This window comes from Candidatus Filomicrobium marinum, assembly GCF_000981545.1.
Classification (GTDB): domain Bacteria; phylum Pseudomonadota; class Alphaproteobacteria; order Rhizobiales; family Hyphomicrobiaceae; genus Filomicrobium; species Filomicrobium insigne.
Window position 1 is genome coordinate 2373160 of record NZ_LN829119.1, and the last position, 16263, is coordinate 2389422.

18 protein-coding genes are annotated in these 16263 nt (G+C 58.4%); 10 read left to right on the forward strand and 8 right to left on the reverse strand.

The window, feature by feature from the left end; genetic code table 11:
• Window positions 1-188 precede the first annotated feature (188 nt).
• From YBN1229_RS11135 to lgt, 4 genes are all read right to left on the reverse strand, one after another.
• Window positions 189-1265: a hypothetical protein gene (locus YBN1229_RS11135; RefSeq protein ID WP_052743875.1), complete on the reverse strand. Its 1077-nt coding sequence runs from the start codon at window positions 1263-1265 to the stop codon at window positions 189-191.
• A gap of 199 nt (window positions 1266-1464) precedes the next feature.
• A complete protein-coding gene (gene pgeF / locus YBN1229_RS11140) occupies window positions 1465-2250 on the reverse strand; it encodes a peptidoglycan editing factor PgeF (protein ID WP_244464945.1) in 786 nt (261 codons plus the stop codon).
• A 40-nt stretch (window positions 2251-2290) separates the two neighbouring features.
• On the reverse strand, window positions 2291-3418 hold the full coding sequence (locus YBN1229_RS11145) for a class I SAM-dependent methyltransferase (RefSeq protein WP_046479230.1): 1128 nt from the start codon (window positions 3416-3418) through the stop codon (window positions 2291-2293).
• A complete protein-coding gene (gene lgt / locus YBN1229_RS11150; RefSeq protein ID WP_046479229.1) occupies window positions 3415-4242 on the reverse strand; it encodes a prolipoprotein diacylglyceryl transferase in 828 nt (275 codons plus the stop codon). The genes YBN1229_RS11145 and lgt overlap by 4 nt, the downstream gene beginning before the upstream one ends.
• 185 nt (window positions 4243-4427) lie before the next feature.
• Here lgt and YBN1229_RS11155 point away from each other — a divergent pair, with 185 nt between their 5' ends.
• The 5 genes from YBN1229_RS11155 (at window position 4428) to YBN1229_RS11175 (ending at window position 7632) form a co-directional block, all read left to right on the forward strand.
• Window positions 4428-4685 carry an accessory factor UbiK family protein gene (locus YBN1229_RS11155; protein WP_046479228.1) on the forward strand — a complete coding sequence of 86 codons (258 nt, stop codon included), beginning with the start codon at window positions 4428-4430 and terminating at the stop codon, window positions 4683-4685.
• 288 nt (window positions 4686-4973) lie between these two features.
• On the forward strand, window positions 4974-5471 hold the full coding sequence (locus YBN1229_RS11160) for a YbjN domain-containing protein (protein WP_046480679.1): 498 nt from the start codon (window positions 4974-4976) through the stop codon (window positions 5469-5471).
• A 31-nt stretch (window positions 5472-5502) separates the two neighbouring features.
• Window positions 5503-6327, forward strand: a complete 825-nt coding sequence (gene proC, locus YBN1229_RS11165; RefSeq protein WP_046479227.1) for a pyrroline-5-carboxylate reductase — start codon at window positions 5503-5505, stop codon at window positions 6325-6327.
• 97 nt (window positions 6328-6424) lie between these two features.
• On the forward strand, window positions 6425-6832 hold the full coding sequence (arsC, locus tag YBN1229_RS11170; RefSeq protein WP_046479226.1) for an arsenate reductase (glutaredoxin): 408 nt from the start codon (window positions 6425-6427) through the stop codon (window positions 6830-6832).
• A gap of 59 nt (window positions 6833-6891) precedes the next feature.
• A complete protein-coding gene (locus YBN1229_RS11175; protein ID WP_052743876.1) occupies window positions 6892-7632 on the forward strand; it encodes a TetR/AcrR family transcriptional regulator in 741 nt (246 codons plus the stop codon).
• 2 nt (window positions 7633-7634) lie between these two features.
• Here YBN1229_RS11175 and YBN1229_RS11180 read toward each other — a convergent pair whose 3' ends face one another.
• The 3 genes from YBN1229_RS11180 to YBN1229_RS11190 all read right to left on the reverse strand — a co-directional run bounded on the left by YBN1229_RS11180 (window position 7635) and on the right by YBN1229_RS11190 (window position 10447).
• Window positions 7635-9062: an ATP-binding protein gene (locus YBN1229_RS11180; protein ID WP_082101104.1), complete on the reverse strand. Its 1428-nt coding sequence runs from the start codon at window positions 9060-9062 to the stop codon at window positions 7635-7637.
• Window positions 9063-9201: 139 nt separating this feature from the next.
• A complete protein-coding gene (locus YBN1229_RS11185) occupies window positions 9202-9906 on the reverse strand; it encodes a response regulator (RefSeq protein WP_082101105.1) in 705 nt (234 codons plus the stop codon).
• Window positions 9907-9943: 37 nt separating this feature from the next.
• Entirely contained in the window at window positions 9944-10447 is a 504-nt protein-coding gene (locus YBN1229_RS11190; protein ID WP_046480676.1) for a MarR family winged helix-turn-helix transcriptional regulator, read from the reverse strand.
• A gap of 295 nt (window positions 10448-10742) precedes the next feature.
• On the opposite strand from YBN1229_RS11190, the gene YBN1229_RS11195 reads away from it, so the two are divergent.
• Window positions 10743-11639 carry a branched-chain amino acid aminotransferase gene (locus tag YBN1229_RS11195; RefSeq protein ID WP_046479224.1) on the forward strand — a complete coding sequence of 299 codons (897 nt, stop codon included), beginning with the start codon at window positions 10743-10745 and terminating at the stop codon, window positions 11637-11639.
• A 401-nt stretch (window positions 11640-12040) separates the two neighbouring features.
• On the opposite strand, the gene YBN1229_RS11205 is transcribed toward YBN1229_RS11195, so the two are convergent.
• On the reverse strand, window positions 12041-12322 hold the full coding sequence (locus YBN1229_RS11205; RefSeq protein ID WP_046479223.1) for a hypothetical protein: 282 nt from the start codon (window positions 12320-12322) through the stop codon (window positions 12041-12043).
• A gap of 213 nt (window positions 12323-12535) precedes the next feature.
• Between YBN1229_RS11205 and YBN1229_RS11210 the strand changes: the two genes are divergently transcribed.
• From YBN1229_RS11210 to otnI, 4 genes are all read left to right on the forward strand, one after another.
• Window positions 12536-14158: a phytoene desaturase family protein gene (locus YBN1229_RS11210; protein ID WP_046479222.1), complete on the forward strand. Its 1623-nt coding sequence runs from the start codon at window positions 12536-12538 to the stop codon at window positions 14156-14158.
• A gap of 126 nt (window positions 14159-14284) precedes the next feature.
• Entirely contained in the window at window positions 14285-14809 is a 525-nt protein-coding gene (locus YBN1229_RS11215; RefSeq protein ID WP_197540865.1) for a flavin reductase family protein, read from the forward strand.
• A 43-nt stretch (window positions 14810-14852) separates the two neighbouring features.
• The gene (gene arfB / locus YBN1229_RS11220; protein WP_170832454.1) at window positions 14853-15275 is read left to right on the forward strand and encodes an alternative ribosome rescue aminoacyl-tRNA hydrolase ArfB; all 423 of its coding nucleotides are present in this window, start codon (window positions 14853-14855) and stop codon (window positions 15273-15275) included.
• Window positions 15276-15341: 66 nt separating this feature from the next.
• Window positions 15342-16136: a 2-oxo-tetronate isomerase gene (gene otnI / locus YBN1229_RS11225; RefSeq protein WP_046479220.1), complete on the forward strand. Its 795-nt coding sequence runs from the start codon at window positions 15342-15344 to the stop codon at window positions 16134-16136.
• Window positions 16137-16263 lie beyond the last annotated feature (127 nt).

The following is a 16263-nucleotide window of genomic DNA, read 5'->3' on the forward strand; positions in this document are numbered from 1 at the left end:
AACTTTTTTGAGCAAAGAGTTGAGATACCGTCCGAAACTCGCAACTCGGGCTGCTGTTCACAGAGAAAGAAGCCCGGGAGGTGACTTTCGTCATCCAGCCCGGGCTATCGGTTCGATCGTCAGACGCCTAGCGCTTTATCCGGGGAGGGGGATCTCCGAAATATGTGCCAAGGCCGAGGGCGCCGAACCTAGTTCGTCTTTGTTTGCGGAAGCAGCTTCAGGATACCCTGTGCGGCTGCTGCAGCTGCTGCGTCTGCGGTCTGCCCCCAAGAGCCGTCCAGAGAACCTTCCGGTATCTCGTTCTTCTGGGACACCGTGCCGAGCGTCTTGCCGGCAGGATCCTTGACGCGCCAATCGATTTGAATTGGCTGCTTACCCCCGGTACCGGCGCCGACCTTCACTTTACCTTCGATACGATAGGTCTGAGGCGAAGCGGCACTCGCCAGTGCGACGCCATTGCTGGTGAGCTGCTTCTGCAGCGCATTCGTCAGCGAAACGCTTCCGTCGCCAGGGGCTCCAGTCACACTCGGGACAATCGCACTCACAGCCCCTGCACGGCCAATGCTTCCGGTCGTAGCCGCCGCATTTTGGGGTGTCGCGGATGTCGTTGCTGCTGCAGTCTGCACCATTGCCCCGCCGTTGCTGGCGGTAGCCATGGGCTGGGCACTTGCGTTACCCGCGATTGCAGGAGAATTCGAAGCCTGGCTTGGCAACCAAGTCGCCAGCGAAGTCGCGGTCTTTTCCGAAATCGTCTCTAGGATTTGCGGAGTTACGACTTCCCATGGGTCACGCCCGGAGCCTGCCGGAGCCAGTTCCTCGCCGGTAATGCGGTTAACCCGCTTTCCGGCCGGATCTGTCACGTCCCAAATGTACGAGATTTTGGTGCCGCTCGCTTCACGAGCGGACACGACGTAGCCGCGCAGCGTGTATTGCGACGGCTCGCTCGGAGAGTTGACAACAGCGATCTGCTTACGCTGCATCGCGGTGCCGAGCTGCGCCTGCAATTGCTTAGCTACACCATCAGGTGCGCCAATAACCGGTGCTATGGCAATTTTAGTGCCCTGTGTCGCAGAGGCCGGTGCGGCTTGCTCAGGAGCGACCGCCGTGCCTCCGGCGGTTGAGAATATATCTGTGGCGGTGGTCCCGCAGCCAGCAAGTGCAAAGCCCAAAACCGCAGCAAGGCTCGCCAGCGTAAGCGGTCGCCTTGCGCGTTGCGCGCCATCCCTGGTAGCGCGCTGCGCCGCAGCAAAAGTAATGGTCGTCACGACGACGTCCCCCTTTATGATCCACTGATCATCCGGCGGCCGGCGTACAAACCCTGCGGCCTAAAACTCCTATAACCGGTACACATTAGCCACCGATTTAACCTGCACGCCAACATGCCGTCCAGACCCCCGGCGCTCTAACCTGTTCGTACGGCTAATGAACGGGTCGTTACGCACAGTCCAGCTGTGGATAATGCACTTATGCCACGAGAATGGCAGAGATTTGACGCCCGTAGTCAGGTTCACCTCTGTGCGTGGTGCGCCGAAAACTGAAAAATTTCGATTCGTTCTCGTAGGTACACGCAGTGGCCAAGGCAATGGTGCCTACGCCTTGCGCCCCAAGTCTTGAAGCGACATAGCCAAGCAAATCGAAGTAAGGCCGAGGTTGTCCAGGAAATCTCCGGAAAAAACGAAGGTTGTCGTCTTGGGTGGATGTGAAATTTGCTTCGAAGTCATCGCCTACTTCATAGTTATTCTGGTGAATGCACGGTCCAATCGCCGCGATTATTCGATCGCGTTGGGCGCCAACCTCTTCCATTTTAGCGACCGTCGCCTCGAGAATGCCTCCAACGGCGCCACGCCAGCCCGCGTGGGCTGCCGCGACAACCCGCGATTGTGGGTCCGCGAAGAGGACCGGGGTGCAGTCGGCGGTCAAAATTCCAATCGCAAGGCCCGGCACAGACGTCACGAGTGCATCAGCTTGCGGCATGTCTTCCGGTGCAAGGACCTGATCAACAATGACGGCTTCGGCGGAGTGGACTTGATATGGTGTCAGAACATGCGAATGGGTGGCACCAAGATGCGCAGCAACGCGAGATCTGTTCTCAGCAACAGCCTCACGGTCGTCACGTGAGCCGAAGCCGCAGTTGAGACTGGCGTAGAGCCCCTCTGAAACACCGCCGTCCCGGGTAAAGAAGCCGTGACGAATACCGGCGACGTCGTCCAGCGTATCTGCGGTCAATGGGGTCAGCATGTCGAGGTCCATGATCCTCAGGTGTCTCGGTTGAGACAATCCGTGATTGTGTTCAGAAGCCGGGAAGCGTCGGCAACCCGCCGGAACGTACGCCTAATGCCTTGAAGCGTGTACCCATACCTTGCGGAGCCAACAACCGTGCGACACCCAATTCGATGTTGCCTGCTTCAATGGGGTTTGCCGCCATCAGACGTGACGCCCGCTGTACGATACCGAGTGCTCCTAAAAATTCTGCCTGCGTAATAGGACCATCAACAACCAGAGCCGGGTCGGCGGCGTTCTCAGATCCACTCATAGTGATTTGGGTGCGAACGGCCTCGAAGTCGACTTGCGTCGTCAAATCGGCTTCTCCAGGTGAGGTGAGGGGATGTTCGTGATGATGGTCTCGCACCGCTTGCAAGCTGTCACCGATCTCAGATGCCGCATGACCATAGTCGATCAGCAAAGCTGCGAGCGGGGCGCTCTTGCCCAGTGAGGCGAGCGGAGCGGAAAGTTCGCTGAAATTAGGCACGGTGAGGATACTTCCCGCAGGCGCGTTCTCAGCATGCACTGGAATATCGAGCCGGCCACTGGGAGGCAAAGCGATTTCGCCGAATTGCAGTCGGTCCAAGTCGTCTACGGTGACCGAACGGCAGCGCCAGCCCGACGGCGTCGCGATCAGCTGCTCAACGGGAAGCGCATCGAGGAATTCATTTCCAATGACGATCGTCGGCCCTTCTGGAACGTCCTCCAGGCGAGGATGCCAATTGATCGGTAAATCTATTGCCCCAAGCGTCTCGGTCTGCGCGGCGCGGAGCGTTTCACTACTCTCTACAAGATGGACGTTCGCTGCGGAGAGGAAATCGGGCACAAGGCGAAGTGCACGCAAAGCATCGCGCATGAGGGAGCCGCGACCTGGCCCCAACTCGATCAGGTTAATTCTGGACGGGCCACCCATCTGCTGCCAGACGACGGCACTCCATAACCCAATGAGTTCGCCGAAAATCTGACTGATCTCGGGGGCCGTTATGAAGTCGCCCGTCCGGCCAATCGCCTCTCGCCGCCGGTAGTATCCATGATCGGCATCCTGCAGGCACGCCGTCATGTATTGTCGGACAGTCAGCGGCCCGTCGCGTTTTATCCGTGCGATAAGATTGCACGACAGGGGCGTATCGCGTCGCGCATCTGGATCATAGTTCACGTAGAGGCCCGTGACTTGGAGCGCGCCAGCATTATGAACCAGATGCCAAGGAGCAGCATGGGGATGGAGTACACCATACCCTTGGTGATCGGATACTCAGGCGAGAATTGGCGGTATTCGATGATCTTGAAGAATTCGCAGAAGATGCGGAACACGGCGTAGCCCACGAGAAAGATCCCCGTGGTCAGTCCTGGCTGTTTCAGAGCCATCCATTTGTGCGTCACGAAACGCAGGATCAGGAAGAGAACGATGCCTTCAAGCGCCGCTTCATAGAGCATGGCCGGATGCCTTGGCTCTTCGCCCCAACCTGGAAACACCATGCCCCAAGGCATGTCGGTCGGCGTGCCCACGATTTCGCCGTTCACAAAATTGGCCATACGCCCGAAGAACAAGCCGATCGGAACGGCCGCCGCGACGACATCCATGACGGATAGGGCGACAAGCCCCTTCCGGCGCGCGAAAAGAAACATCGCAAGGCCGGAGCCCAGGAGGCCACCGTGGAAGGCCATGCCTCCACGCCAGATCGCGAACACCTGTAACGGGTTCTCAAAATAATATGATGGCTCGTAAAAGAGTACGTGGCCAAGTCGGCCGCCGACAACGACGCCCGCAGCGACCCACAACAGCAATTCATCGACGTCATCGGCGGTCATCGCCGGCTTGTTATCACGCCAGAGCGACGCGTTGGCGACTAGCCGTTTGATATAGACCCATCCCAGGATCAGCCCTGCAGCATAGGCGAGCCCGTACCATCTGACCGCGATGGGTCCGATTTGAAGTGCCACCGGGTCGATCTGCGGATAAGAAATGGCGAGCAAACTCATGTGAATCCTTGGCTGCGCGGGGAAAGCTGGACGCCAGGGATGAACATAGCCCCGCGAGTGTCAAGGTGACATGCTGTGCGAGGCTTGAACGCGCGGGGCAGCGGGCTCATAGTCATTCCCCAGATACACTTGTCGTGTGTGGTGACGGTAACGCGCCCACACGTGTTGATTCTTAAGGACCGAACATGACGCAAACATCAAACCGCCTCTTCGACGATCTCGCCAAGCTCATGAACGATGCGGCCGGCGCAGCGCAAGGCGTCAAGCAGGAGTTCGAGACGATGGCTCGGTCCCAAGGCGAAAAGATTCTTCGCGAGATGGATGTCGTTCAACGCGAGGAGTTTGAGGCTGTACGAGCCATGGCGGAAAAGGCGCGAGCAGAGAACGAACGGCTCGAAGCACGTATTGCCGCTCTTGAGGCTAAGCTCGGTCAAACGAGCTGATCGAACGTGACTCGCCGGGGATGAGGGGCGTACCCGGAAGATGTCGAGTGCCAGAAAGTGCCTCTGGCTAAATATCCACGCGTTTTCAACAGTTTTCCGGAATCTGACGGCACTTGCCCCACGAATGTCGGGGGCTCGCCATCATGACCGTGGACACTCGTGTTCAGTTGGTTGCGACTCGTGCACGACAGATGCTTTCGTGACGCCGCGCGACGAGCTCCGGTGAGGGCCGGGGCAGACTGAAGACCACATATGGCGCGGCACGCGTCCGCAATTTGGGGAAAAAGAATGGCATCTTCTGAGCTGGGCTACGATCGTGTGACGAACCCCATCGACCTTGTCGAGCAACTGGCGGGACGTCACGAGTGGGCCTGCGATCGCACCGGCGACGATGAACTGACACTGATCGTCTCAGGAACCTGGACGGATTATCACATCTCGCTCAATTGGCGCGATGATCTGGAAGCTCTGCATCTTGCCTGCGCCTTTGACTTTAAGGTGCCCGATACGCGCCTCAGTGAGATGTACCGTCTCGTGGGGCAGATCAACGAGCAGCTTTGGCTGGGCCACTTCGACCTTTGGACACAGGAAGGTCTGGTGATGTACCGTCATGCCCTGCTGCTGAATGGGTCGGTTGTCACCCCGATGCAGTGTGAAGCGCTGTTACAGGCTGCACTCGAGAGCTGTGAGCGCTACTATCAGGCGTTCCAGTTCGTCGTATGGGCAGGCAAGGAGAGCCGTGAGGCTCTGATCTCGACAATGTTCGAGACTGAAGGCCAAGCCTGACGGCGATCGCAGCCGTAGAAAGCTTTTCATTATGACTTTGGCCCTCGAAGGACCGTTGTTGATTGCCGGAGCCGGCAAGATGGGGACCGCCATGCTCTCCGGCTTGTTAGAGGCGGGACTTGAGCCGTTCCAGGTCATTATTCAGGATCCCGCGCCATCGCTTGAGGTGCAGGACTTTGTGATACGCGAGGGTGTACGCTGCGCACCCGCGATCACGTCGCTTGAGGCTCCGCCATCGGTCATTCTCGCGGCCGTCAAACCGCAGATCATGGACAAGGTGATGCCGGGACTGGCGCAATTGGCCGGTCCCGACACGCTTTTGCTGTCCATCGCCGCTGGCCGAACGATCGCGAGCTTCGAGCAGCACCTGCCGACGGGGACTGCGGTGATCCGGGCCATGCCCAACACACCGGCGGCCGTCGGTGCCGGGATCACGGTCTGCTGCGCCAACGCGCACGTCAGCGAAAGCCAGAAGTTGATTGCCGAGGAGATGTTGCGCGCAGTCGGCGATGTGGCATGGATCGAAGACGAAGCCTTGATGGATTCGGTCACTGCGGTCTCAGGTTCCGGCCCCGCATATGTTTTCTATTTGGTAGAGGCGCTAACGGACGCAGGCATCGCTGCGGGCCTCGATGCTGAACTCTCCGCGCGCCTCGCCCGTGCGACCGTCGCCGGTTCCGGCCGTCTTCTTGAAGCGGCGGATGACGATGCCGCGACATTGCGTAAGAATGTGACCTCTCCCGGGGGCACGACTGCGGCAGCTTTGGAAGTCTTGACGGCCGATGACGGCTTGAAGCCGCTGATGAAGGCCGCTGTGGCCGCCGCGGTGAAACGCGGACGCGAACTCGCAGGCTAGCAAGAAGGCCGTCAACTCTCTATCACCTAGGCAGGCGGCGGCTCCATGCTAAGTAGGCGCACCGAGCTGTCCTTCAGCCATTTTGAGCGAGATAGAGATGACGGTCACGATTTACCACAACCCGAAATGTGGAACGTCGCGCAACACGCTGGCGATGATACAGGCCAGCGGCGCGGAGCCGGAGGTAATTGAGTACTTGAAAGACCCACCGTCTCGGGCACGGTTGGTTGAACTCATCGCGGCCATGAAAATTCCCGTCCGTGACCTGTTACGCCGCAAGGGAACGCCCTATGATGAATTGAGCCTCGACGATCCGAAGTGGAGCGATGACGAACTCATCGACTTCATGATCGAACACCCTATCCTCATCAACCGCCCGATTGTGGTGACGGACAAGGGGGTGCGTTTATGTCGGCCTTCCGAGCAAGTTCTTGATCTTCTCGACAACCCCGATATCGGCAGCTTCACCAAGGAAGATGGCGAAGTGGTTACCAGCCGCCGGTAAGTCCGAGCTGTATCTTATATGCCACGCCTCTGGCAATTGAGCCGGCACGCTCCTAACTCATGAGTAATTTGAATCTTGGAGAAAGCGCCGACATGAGCCAGTCCGGAGCGTATCCAGACACCTACAAGGATCGGATAATCGACGCTGCGTTGCGTCTCGCCGTATCGCGCCCGTGGGGTGAAATCTCCCTTCGCGAGATTGCTCAGGCTGCGGGGTCGAACTTGGTTGAGCTGCGTGGCAGTTTCAGCTCCAAAGCCGACATTATCGCGGCCTTCACCCGGCGCATCGACGATGAGGTTCTGACCAAGATACCACCGATGGAAAAGGGACAATCACATCGGGATGCGTTGTTCGAAGTCCTGATGACCCGGTTCGATGCGCTGCAACCGCATAAAGAGGCTGTTCGCTCGATCATGAACGGTGTGGGGCTTGAGCCATCTTTGCTTGCACCGTCGCTCGCTTCACAGTCCTGGATGTTGCAGGCAGCTGGCATCAATACGGATGGCGCAAGAGGGTCTTTGCGCGTGGCGGGTCTCGCGACTCTCTACGCATCGGTTTTGCGGACGTGGCTTGAGGATGACGACCCTGGTCTCGCGCGAACGATGGCCGTGCTTGATCGTCGTTTGCGGCGCGGAGAGCGTGCTTTGGAGACTGTTGAGGACGCGGCAGGGTTTGTCGGTCGCGTGGGCGGGATATTCCGTTCGGCAATGCGGCGTAAGGATAAATCAGGCAGAGAGCACGAAACGTCCGCTCCGCCGGCTGGGACGGCACCCCAGCCACCGCAGCCAGAGGCGCCGTGACTTTAGAGCGGCACGCTGATGATTGCGCGCAGGCCGCCCATGGAGCTTTCGCCTAAGGTGATATCGCCACCGTGGCTGCGTGCAATGTCCCGCGCGATTGCGAGACCAAGTCCCGTGTTCCCCGAATCCTGGTTGCGGCTGACGTCGATACGATAAAATGGACGGAACACGTTCTCGCGCTCGTTCTCCGGAATACCGGGTCCATTGTCATCAACCTCAATGCGAACCCAACGGCGCTCCGTGGCTGCACGGATTACCACACAAGTTCCATAACGGCTCGCATTCGAAACGAGATTGGTGATCGCACGTTTGAACGCGTGCCGCTTGAGAGGAAGCACGATATCCTTCTTGCGACGCCGCATCTTGAACGAAATGTCGACACCTAACACCTCCGCCTCGTCGCAGACTTCCCGAAGCATTTTCTTGAGACTGGAGGGTTTGGCCTCTTCGCCACCGTCGCCCTTAGAGAACGCGAGATAATCTTCCAGCATATGCTGCATTTCGTTCACGTCGAAACGTAGCGACTGCACTTCGGGTGTGTCTTCGAGAAACGCAAGCTGGAGCTTGAAGCGGGTCAAGATCGTGCGCAGGTCGTGGCTGACACCCGCGAGCATCGTTGTGCGCTGTTCGACGTGCGTCATGATGCGTTCGCGCATTTCCATGAACGCCAGAGCAGCTTGGCGTACCTCACGCGCGCCGCGCGGCCGGAAGTCCGCTGGTGCGGGACGCCCCTTGCCGAACGCATCGGCGGCTTCCGCGAGTTTCACGATGGGACGTATCTGATTGCGCAGAAACATGATGGCGACCGTCAAGAGGATCACCGACGAACCCACCATCCACAGCAGGAATATCTCCGAGTTCGAAGCGTAGGTTTGTTTTCGCGTGGCCACGAACCGCAGCACGGCATTGTCATGCTTGACCCGGATTTCGACGAGCCGAGAATTGCCAACGGTGTCGATCCAGTACGGCCGATCGATTTGCCGGCTAATCTCGCGCGAAAGCGCTCGATCTAGCAGATCGAAGAACGGCTTAGGACGGGCGGCCGGCAGATCGCCTGCGGGTAGAATCTGCATGGATAGGTTGAGCCGGTCCCGCGCCATTTCGACGAGACGTCCGTGCCCATCCTTGAAAGGATAATTGTCGTAGATCTCTATGAGGGCCGCCACGTCACGCGCGGTCGCTTCGGAAAGGCGCCGCGTCACGGCTTGCCAGTGACGTTCCATAAAGACGAAGGCGACGACACCCTCGAGCACGACGATAGGCGCGATGATGATAATGAGGGCGCGGGCATAAAGCCCCTTCGGCACGACATCCGAAAGCCGGCGCGCGCCAAGCTCCCGCAGCGACCGGAACCACGCCGTGATGCTAATCAGGAAGCGGTTCCATCTAATACGAGGTGGAGCTCCGGAAGCTGTGCGGAGGAACGTCATGCGATAACTCCCCCCTTTCTTCCAAGCGTTACGCGGGGCCCTTCAAAAAAGTTCAGGCGCGGTGGGCACCATGACACAAATTTCGTCTCCGGAGTGCCGCCGGTCGACGTTGCAAATTCGGATGAGTGCGCGTCAAGTGTTAGTCGGTGTAGAGGATATACCCCTTGCCGCGTACCGTCTGCAAATAGACTGGGTTGGAGGGGTCGTTTTCAATCTTTCTTCGCAGACGGTTGATCTGCACGTCGATAGCCCGCTCGTTGCCCGTCGAGTCGTCGTTCGATAGCTCGTGTCGGGGGATAGGAACACCCGGACGGCTCGCAAACTGTCTCAGCAACTCGCGTTCGCGCTCGGTGATCTTGATGCTCTCATCGTCGCGTTTGAGTTCTCCACGTCCAACGTGGAACACATACGCCCCCATCCGGACTTCATCCCCCGGCACGCCGGGAGCATGCCCGCGGCGAATGATGTTGCGCAGACGTAGCAGCAACTCACGCGGTTCGAAGGGTTTGGGGATGTAATCGTCGACGCCGGCCTCTAGTCCTGTAATCCGGTGGTCGGGATCGGACTGGGCCGTGAGCATGCAAATCGGAATGTCCTTCGTCGCCTTTAATTCACGGGCAAGGTCAAGCCCGCTTTGGCCCGGCATCATCCAGTCAACAAGGACCAGGTCGAAGGATAGGCCACGCATGGCGGCTTTCGCCGCTTCGGCGTCTTTGGACGTCGTGACGCGGAAGCCATTCTCGTAAAGGTAGCGCGCCAAAAGATCCCGAATGCGCTGATCATCGTCGATAACCAACACATGCGGCGCATCGTCCGGCAACGTCTCGTCACCGATTGGTCTCATTGGGTTCCCCATGGGAGCTCCGATCTGTCGGCCCCGCTTACGTAGACTTAATGGCCTTTGATCCAGTGTGCGACCGGATCAAAGCTTCCACCTTGGCCCGGTCTTCGTGCCTAATCATGGCAAAAAGAAAACGCCGGGCAGCCTCATCTGCGCCTGGACCCGCCAGATCGAGCGCAGAACGGATGCGGACCAATTGCAGTTCGGTAAGCCGATCCACCAGCTTCGCACCCTTCGCCGTTGTAAAGAGCAGACGCTGGCGCCGGTCGGACTTTCCGGCCCTCTGTGCAATGAACTCCTCATCAATCAGCTGTTTCAGAACCCGTCCTAGGCTCTGCTTTGTGATCTTCAGAATGTCGAGGAGATCGGCGACACGCAAGCCCGGATTGCGGTGAACGAAATGGAGGACGCGGTGATGCGCGCGGCCGAAACCATAGCGTTCGAGCACGACATCGGGATCGCCCGTGAAGTCACGATAAGCGAAAAATAACAACTCGATACAGGCGATGAGACGTTCGCGCTGCAGCGCGTCAGCATCGTCCATGCCAGGGTTCTCTTGTAGTTGATCGGCCGGGAGACTGGATGCCTCGACGGGGCCCGGATCATTTATGTCAGTCATGTTGACATATTTGCGTCCAATTGATACCTCTGGCAAGTCCATTTAGCGCGGAATTATGAGACCGATTCAGGGGGTGAACACCCTTGAAATAAGCCCATCCCAAGCGCCAGAATGGCGAACGCAACTTGCTGTTTGATGCCCAAGGCCCTTGCGCCGATGAGCGGCACCAGTGTTCGTTGCGTTGTGGTCGCATTCAAGACACCTTCGAGGAAACCTCAAAATGGCTGCTCTGGTCCCATTCCATGATCGTGATGGCTTTATTTGGTTCAACGGCGAGCTGATCAACTGGCGCGACGCCAAGCTTCACGTCCTCACCCATGCGCTGCACTACGGGAGCGCCGTCTTTGAAGGTATCCGCGCTTACGGTGGCGAGATCTTTGAATTGACGCAGCACTCTGAGCGTTTGGTCGAAGGTGCCCGCATTATCGATTTTGAAATTCCATACTCTGTTGCTGAGATCGACGAAGCTTGCCGTCAGGTGATGAAGGCAAACAATCTCGTTGAAGCCTATCTGCGCCCCATTGCATGGCGTGGCAGCGAGCAGATGGGCGTTTCCGCTCAACACAATAGCATTAACCTAGCCGTAGCCGCTTGGGATTGGGGCTCTTATTTCCCGATGGAGCAGCGGCTCAAAGGCTTGCGGCTAACCCTCGCGAAATACCGCCGTCCTGACCCTGCGACGGCCCCGTGCAAGGCTAAAGCGGCGGGTCTTTATATGATCTGCACCATCGAGAAACACCGCGCCGAGCGCGCAGGCTACGCCGACGCTCTGATGTTCGATTATCGTGGTTACGTCGCCGAGTGCACCGGAGCAAACGTGTTCTTCATTAAGGATGGCGTGATCCACACGCCGACGCCGGATTGCTTCCTGGACGGCATTACGCGTCGCACCGTTATCGGCCTCGCCAAGAAGCGCGGGTATGAGGTGATCGAACGCCATATTCAGCCGGAAGAGCTCGGTTCTTTCTCCGAATGCTTCATTACGGGCACGGCAGCAGAAGTGACGCCAGTCTCTGAAATCGGTGAATATAAGTACACACCTGGTACCATCTCGGAGACTTTGTTGAAAGATTACATGGAGTTGGTCCAGCCTTCGAAGCAGCTCGCCGCGGAGTGAGACCCAACCCACTTTGGCTATGGCGGCACGTCGCTTGTTCGTCCGTCTACCAAGAAATACGCAACTGATTGTCTAGCGCTGCGTTCTCGCTGAGACTGTCCGCATATTGGCGGCAATCTAGGTGAGCTAAGGCGATGCAGAGAGCCGGATTAATCATTGCAGCAGTCGTAGCGCTCAGTTTTTCGGGCGTTTCCGCTCTGGCCCAGGAGGGGCCGGGCGGAGCGATCAATCCCGGCAGGGATTGTCAAACGATCCTCAAGTGCAACTACAAGAAGGGTGGCTCCTTTCGGGGCTGCATATCCTCGTATTCCTGCAGGGTGTGCAAGTTCGTTCCGGCCAACTGTCAGGTCGGGGGGCAGAAGCGAACCTGCCAACGTATCCGTTGCACGTGGGGCTGATGATTAAGGACCTTCAACGGTACAAGGCCGCATCCGCCATAGTCCGCTGAGGACAAGCGCCAGGAACCCTGCGATGCCTGCGCCTACGGCCAACACCACCGATAAGCTTAAATAAATGTCGTGCAGATGGGCCACGAACAAGTAGGCGGCGGTCCAGAACTTTGCAGGGATAAGGCAAACTAAAAAGAGCCCAAGCGTGGGATTGGCCCGGCGCAGAAGCAGGTTATCGACTCTCGCCGTTTTGCCGGAACGGTTATCGAGTACAACACCGGCGGATCGCCCCATGGCCGCTTCCTCGCAACAGATGAGCCCTTACAAAATTGTATGGGCCTGCAACGTGCAATCAGGTTGTTAACGCAGCGATAATAAAATCACCCATTCTGGTGACAAATTGGACCAGATAACGCCGTTTACGTCCTAAGAGTTCCGATTGATGCGGCGCGAAATTTAGTGGGCGTGAGTTCGCTTATGGAAAGGCCTCCTCTTTAGGGACGGGATATGTCAAAACGCGATAGCGCCTACGATGTCGTCATTATCGGCGCTGGGCACAACGGATTGACCGCCGCCGCATACCTCGCCAAAGCAGGATTGCGCGTCGTAGCCTTAGAACGCCGCAAATGCGTGGGCGGTGCTGCTGTTACCGAAGAATTTCACCCCGGTTTCCGCAATTCGGTGGCCTCGTACACGGTCAGCTTGCTCAACCCGCGCGTCATCGCGGATCTCAACCTTCATGCGCACGGCCTGCGCATTGTCGAACGGCCCGTCGCGAATTTCTGGCCCGTGGACGAACGAAGGGCCCTGGTCATGCCGTTCGGCACAGCGGCGCGCCAGCGCGCGATCGCCGAATTCTCGGCGGCGGATGCCGAGCGGCTCCCCGTATATGAAGCGGCGCTCGACCGCGCGGCCGATGTCGTGCGAGATCTAGCATTGCGAACGCCACCCAATGCCGGTGGTGGCATTATCGAACTGATCAAAGGGGCAGGGCTGGGCCGCCGTCTTATCGGGCTCGACTTGAACGACAAACGCCTGCTGGTTGATTTGTTCACGAAGAGCGCGGCCGACTTCCTGAACGGCTGGTTTGAAAACGATGTCGTCAAGGCGGCCTTTGCCTTCGACGGGATTGTGGGCGCTTACGCAGCACCATCGACGCCGGGTACGGCGTACGTTCTCCTCCACCATTGCTTCGGCGAGGTAAACGGCAAGGCCGGAGTGTGGGGGCATGCCGTTGGCGGTATGGGGGCGATCACTCAGGCAATGGCTGCATCCGCGCGCGCCGCTGGAGCTGAAATCCGAATAGATGCCCCGGTGGCGAAAGTAATCGTCGGGAACGGCCGAGCAACCGGCGTCGAACTGACCTCGGGAGAGCGTATTAAAGCCAAAGTTGTTGCCGCCAACGTACCGCCGAAGTTGTTGTTCCGCGATCTCGTCCCTGACACCGCGATTGATCCGGAACTGCGGCGGCGCATGCTGGCGATCAAGTCCGGCTCAGGCACGTTTCGCATGAACGTGGCGTTGTCGGAGCTGCCCGATTTTACCAGCCGTCCCGGCAAGGCCATGCAGCCGCACCATGGCGCAGGCATCATCATCGCGCCTTCTATGGACTACATGGAACGAGCCTATATCGATGCGCGCCTGGAGGGCTGGTCTCGGGCGCCGATCATCGAAATGCTGATCCCTTCGACACTGGACGATACGCTGGCGCCATCCGGCCAACATGTTGCGAGCCTCTTTATCCAGCATGTCGCGCCGCACTTGCCAGGCGATAGAAGCTGGGCCGACCCGGCTGAACGCGAAGCATTCGCCGACGTCGTCATCGATACGGTGACACGTTACGCGCCTAATTTCCGCGAAGCAGTCATCGCGCGCCAAGTGCTCTCACCGCTCGATCTTGAAAACCTCCTGGGCCTCGTCGATGGTGATATATTCCATGGCCAACTGGGCTTGGATCAGCTCTTCTCCACCCGGCCAGTTTTGGGAAATGCCAACTACCGGCTCGGACTGCCCGGATTATATCTCTGCGGTTCGGGAGCCCACCCTGGGGGGGGCGTCACAGGGTTGCCAGGTCGCAATGCAGCTCAGGAAATTGCGAAGGATCTAAAGCGCTGGCCCCAATGGCTCTGAGATACCATCTGTCCCACGACGCAGCCGAAAGGTGCAGTGCAACGAGCAGTTTGCTAAGTGATAGATCAGAGGCTCTCACCCGGTTGCTGCGGGGTCTTACAGACGAAGGATAGAGGAAGGATCGGCGTGTCGCGATTTGAAAAGCCTACGCCTGTGGCACATGCCATGGATGGTGCGAGCTATCGAGCTCTGATGCGCCATCAGGCGGGAGCCGTGACGGTTATCGCTGCTGGCGAGGTGGGTGCACGAGCGGGCCTCACCGCGACCGCTGTATCGTCGCTGTCGGATAATCCGCCAACGCTGCTCGCTTGCATCGGCCGCAACGCGAGCGCACACGATGTGATCGCGACGGCTGGCGTCTTCAGCATCAACCTGCTGGCGAACGACCAGGAGGAGATTGCCCAGCGGTTTTCCGGCAAGAGAGGTCTCAGCGGTGAAGCACGGTTCACCGGTCTCGCTTGGCAGACGCTGAAAACAGGAGCACCCGTTCTGGAACGTGCCTTGGCCAGCCTTGATTGTGAGGTTCTGGAAAGCCACGGGTTCACGACGCATTCGATATTCATCGGTCGCGTTATCGCCGGAACGTTTCGCGCCGAGGCCGAACCGCTTTTGTATTTCCGTGGGGATTACTGGAAGCTGGAATCCCGCTGAGTGAGGCCATGGGGCCGGGGCATCTCTCGAAGGATAGCCATTGATGCTGCGCATCACGCACGCTCTAACGATTGACGACAGCGTTCTGGAAGAACGCTTCATTCGTGCGTCGGGTCCCGGTGGGCAGAACGTCAACAAAGTTTCGACTGCCGTAGAATTACGGTTTGATCTGGCTCGGTGTGAGCAAATGCCCGATCGGGCACGCTCGCGTCTTCGGCGTTTAGCTGGTGCGCGTTTGACAGATGATGATGTGATCATCATCAAGGCCGACCGTTTCCGCACGCAGGAGCGCAACCGGGCTGACGCGCGCGAGAGACTGGCTGACCTGATCCGCGAGTCTCTCATCGAACCCAAGCGCCGCATCGCAACCAAACCGACGCGGGCCTCTAAAGAGCGACGTCTACGGGCCAAAACGCAGCGTAGTGATGTCAAGCGACTGCGCCGTTCCAAGCCCGATCTGAGTTGAAGTCCATAAAGGCGGCGGCATGAGTTCTGTCTGCCTAATCCTCAACAATAACGGAATAGAACGATCATGCCTCGCTTTGCCGCCAATTTAAGTTTTCTGTTCACAGAGCTGCCATTCCTGGACCGCTTTGCGGCTGCTGCTGAGGCTGGTTTTGAAGGGGTCGAGATCCTGTTCCCTTACGATTGGCCCGCGAGCGAGATTTCCGCGGCACTTAAGGCCAATGACCTCACCTTGGTCCTCTTCAATATTTGGCCCGGCGACTGGGCTGCAGGGGAACGCGGGCTCGCAGGCATCCCGGGTCGTGAAGCCGACTTTGAGGAGCGCGTGGCTCAGGCCTTGCGCTATGCTGACGAACTTGGCTGTCTGCGCCTCCACGCCATGGCGGGATTAGCCGAGCACGGAGCAAATTTTGAAACCTATTACGCGAACCTCTCACGCGCTGCGCGCATGGCGGCATCCCACGGGATCGACATCCTGATTGAGCCGATCAACTCCCGCGATATGCCGGGCTACCTGCTCAACCGGACAGAGGATGCGCGCACAACGATTGAAGCTGTCGGCGTGTCCAACATCGGCCTGCAATTCGACCTTTATCATCGGCACATCGAGCAGGGCGGCGTGGAAAACGCCATTACGGAATTCGGTTATCTCGCGCGCCACTATCAGGTCGCCGGCCCTCCCGATCGTGGCGAGCCCGATGCTGGCGATCTCGACTACGCGGCGATTTTTAATCTGTTGGATGCTAGTGATTTTCGCGGATGGGTCGGTTGCGAATATCGTCCGCGCGCCGCCACCAAAGAGGGGCTTATGTGGGCGCAGCGCTGCGGTGTCCGTTTTGACGGCAAACCCAATACAGCTTGATCGACGCAAAAGCCGGGATAATGCGTGTTATTTCGCTGTTACAATTTTTTACCTGCGGGAGATGATCTCTCAGCCCGTCGAGATAGATTTTAGTTTTGCTACGATAATCGGGAACACGATGCGTTAT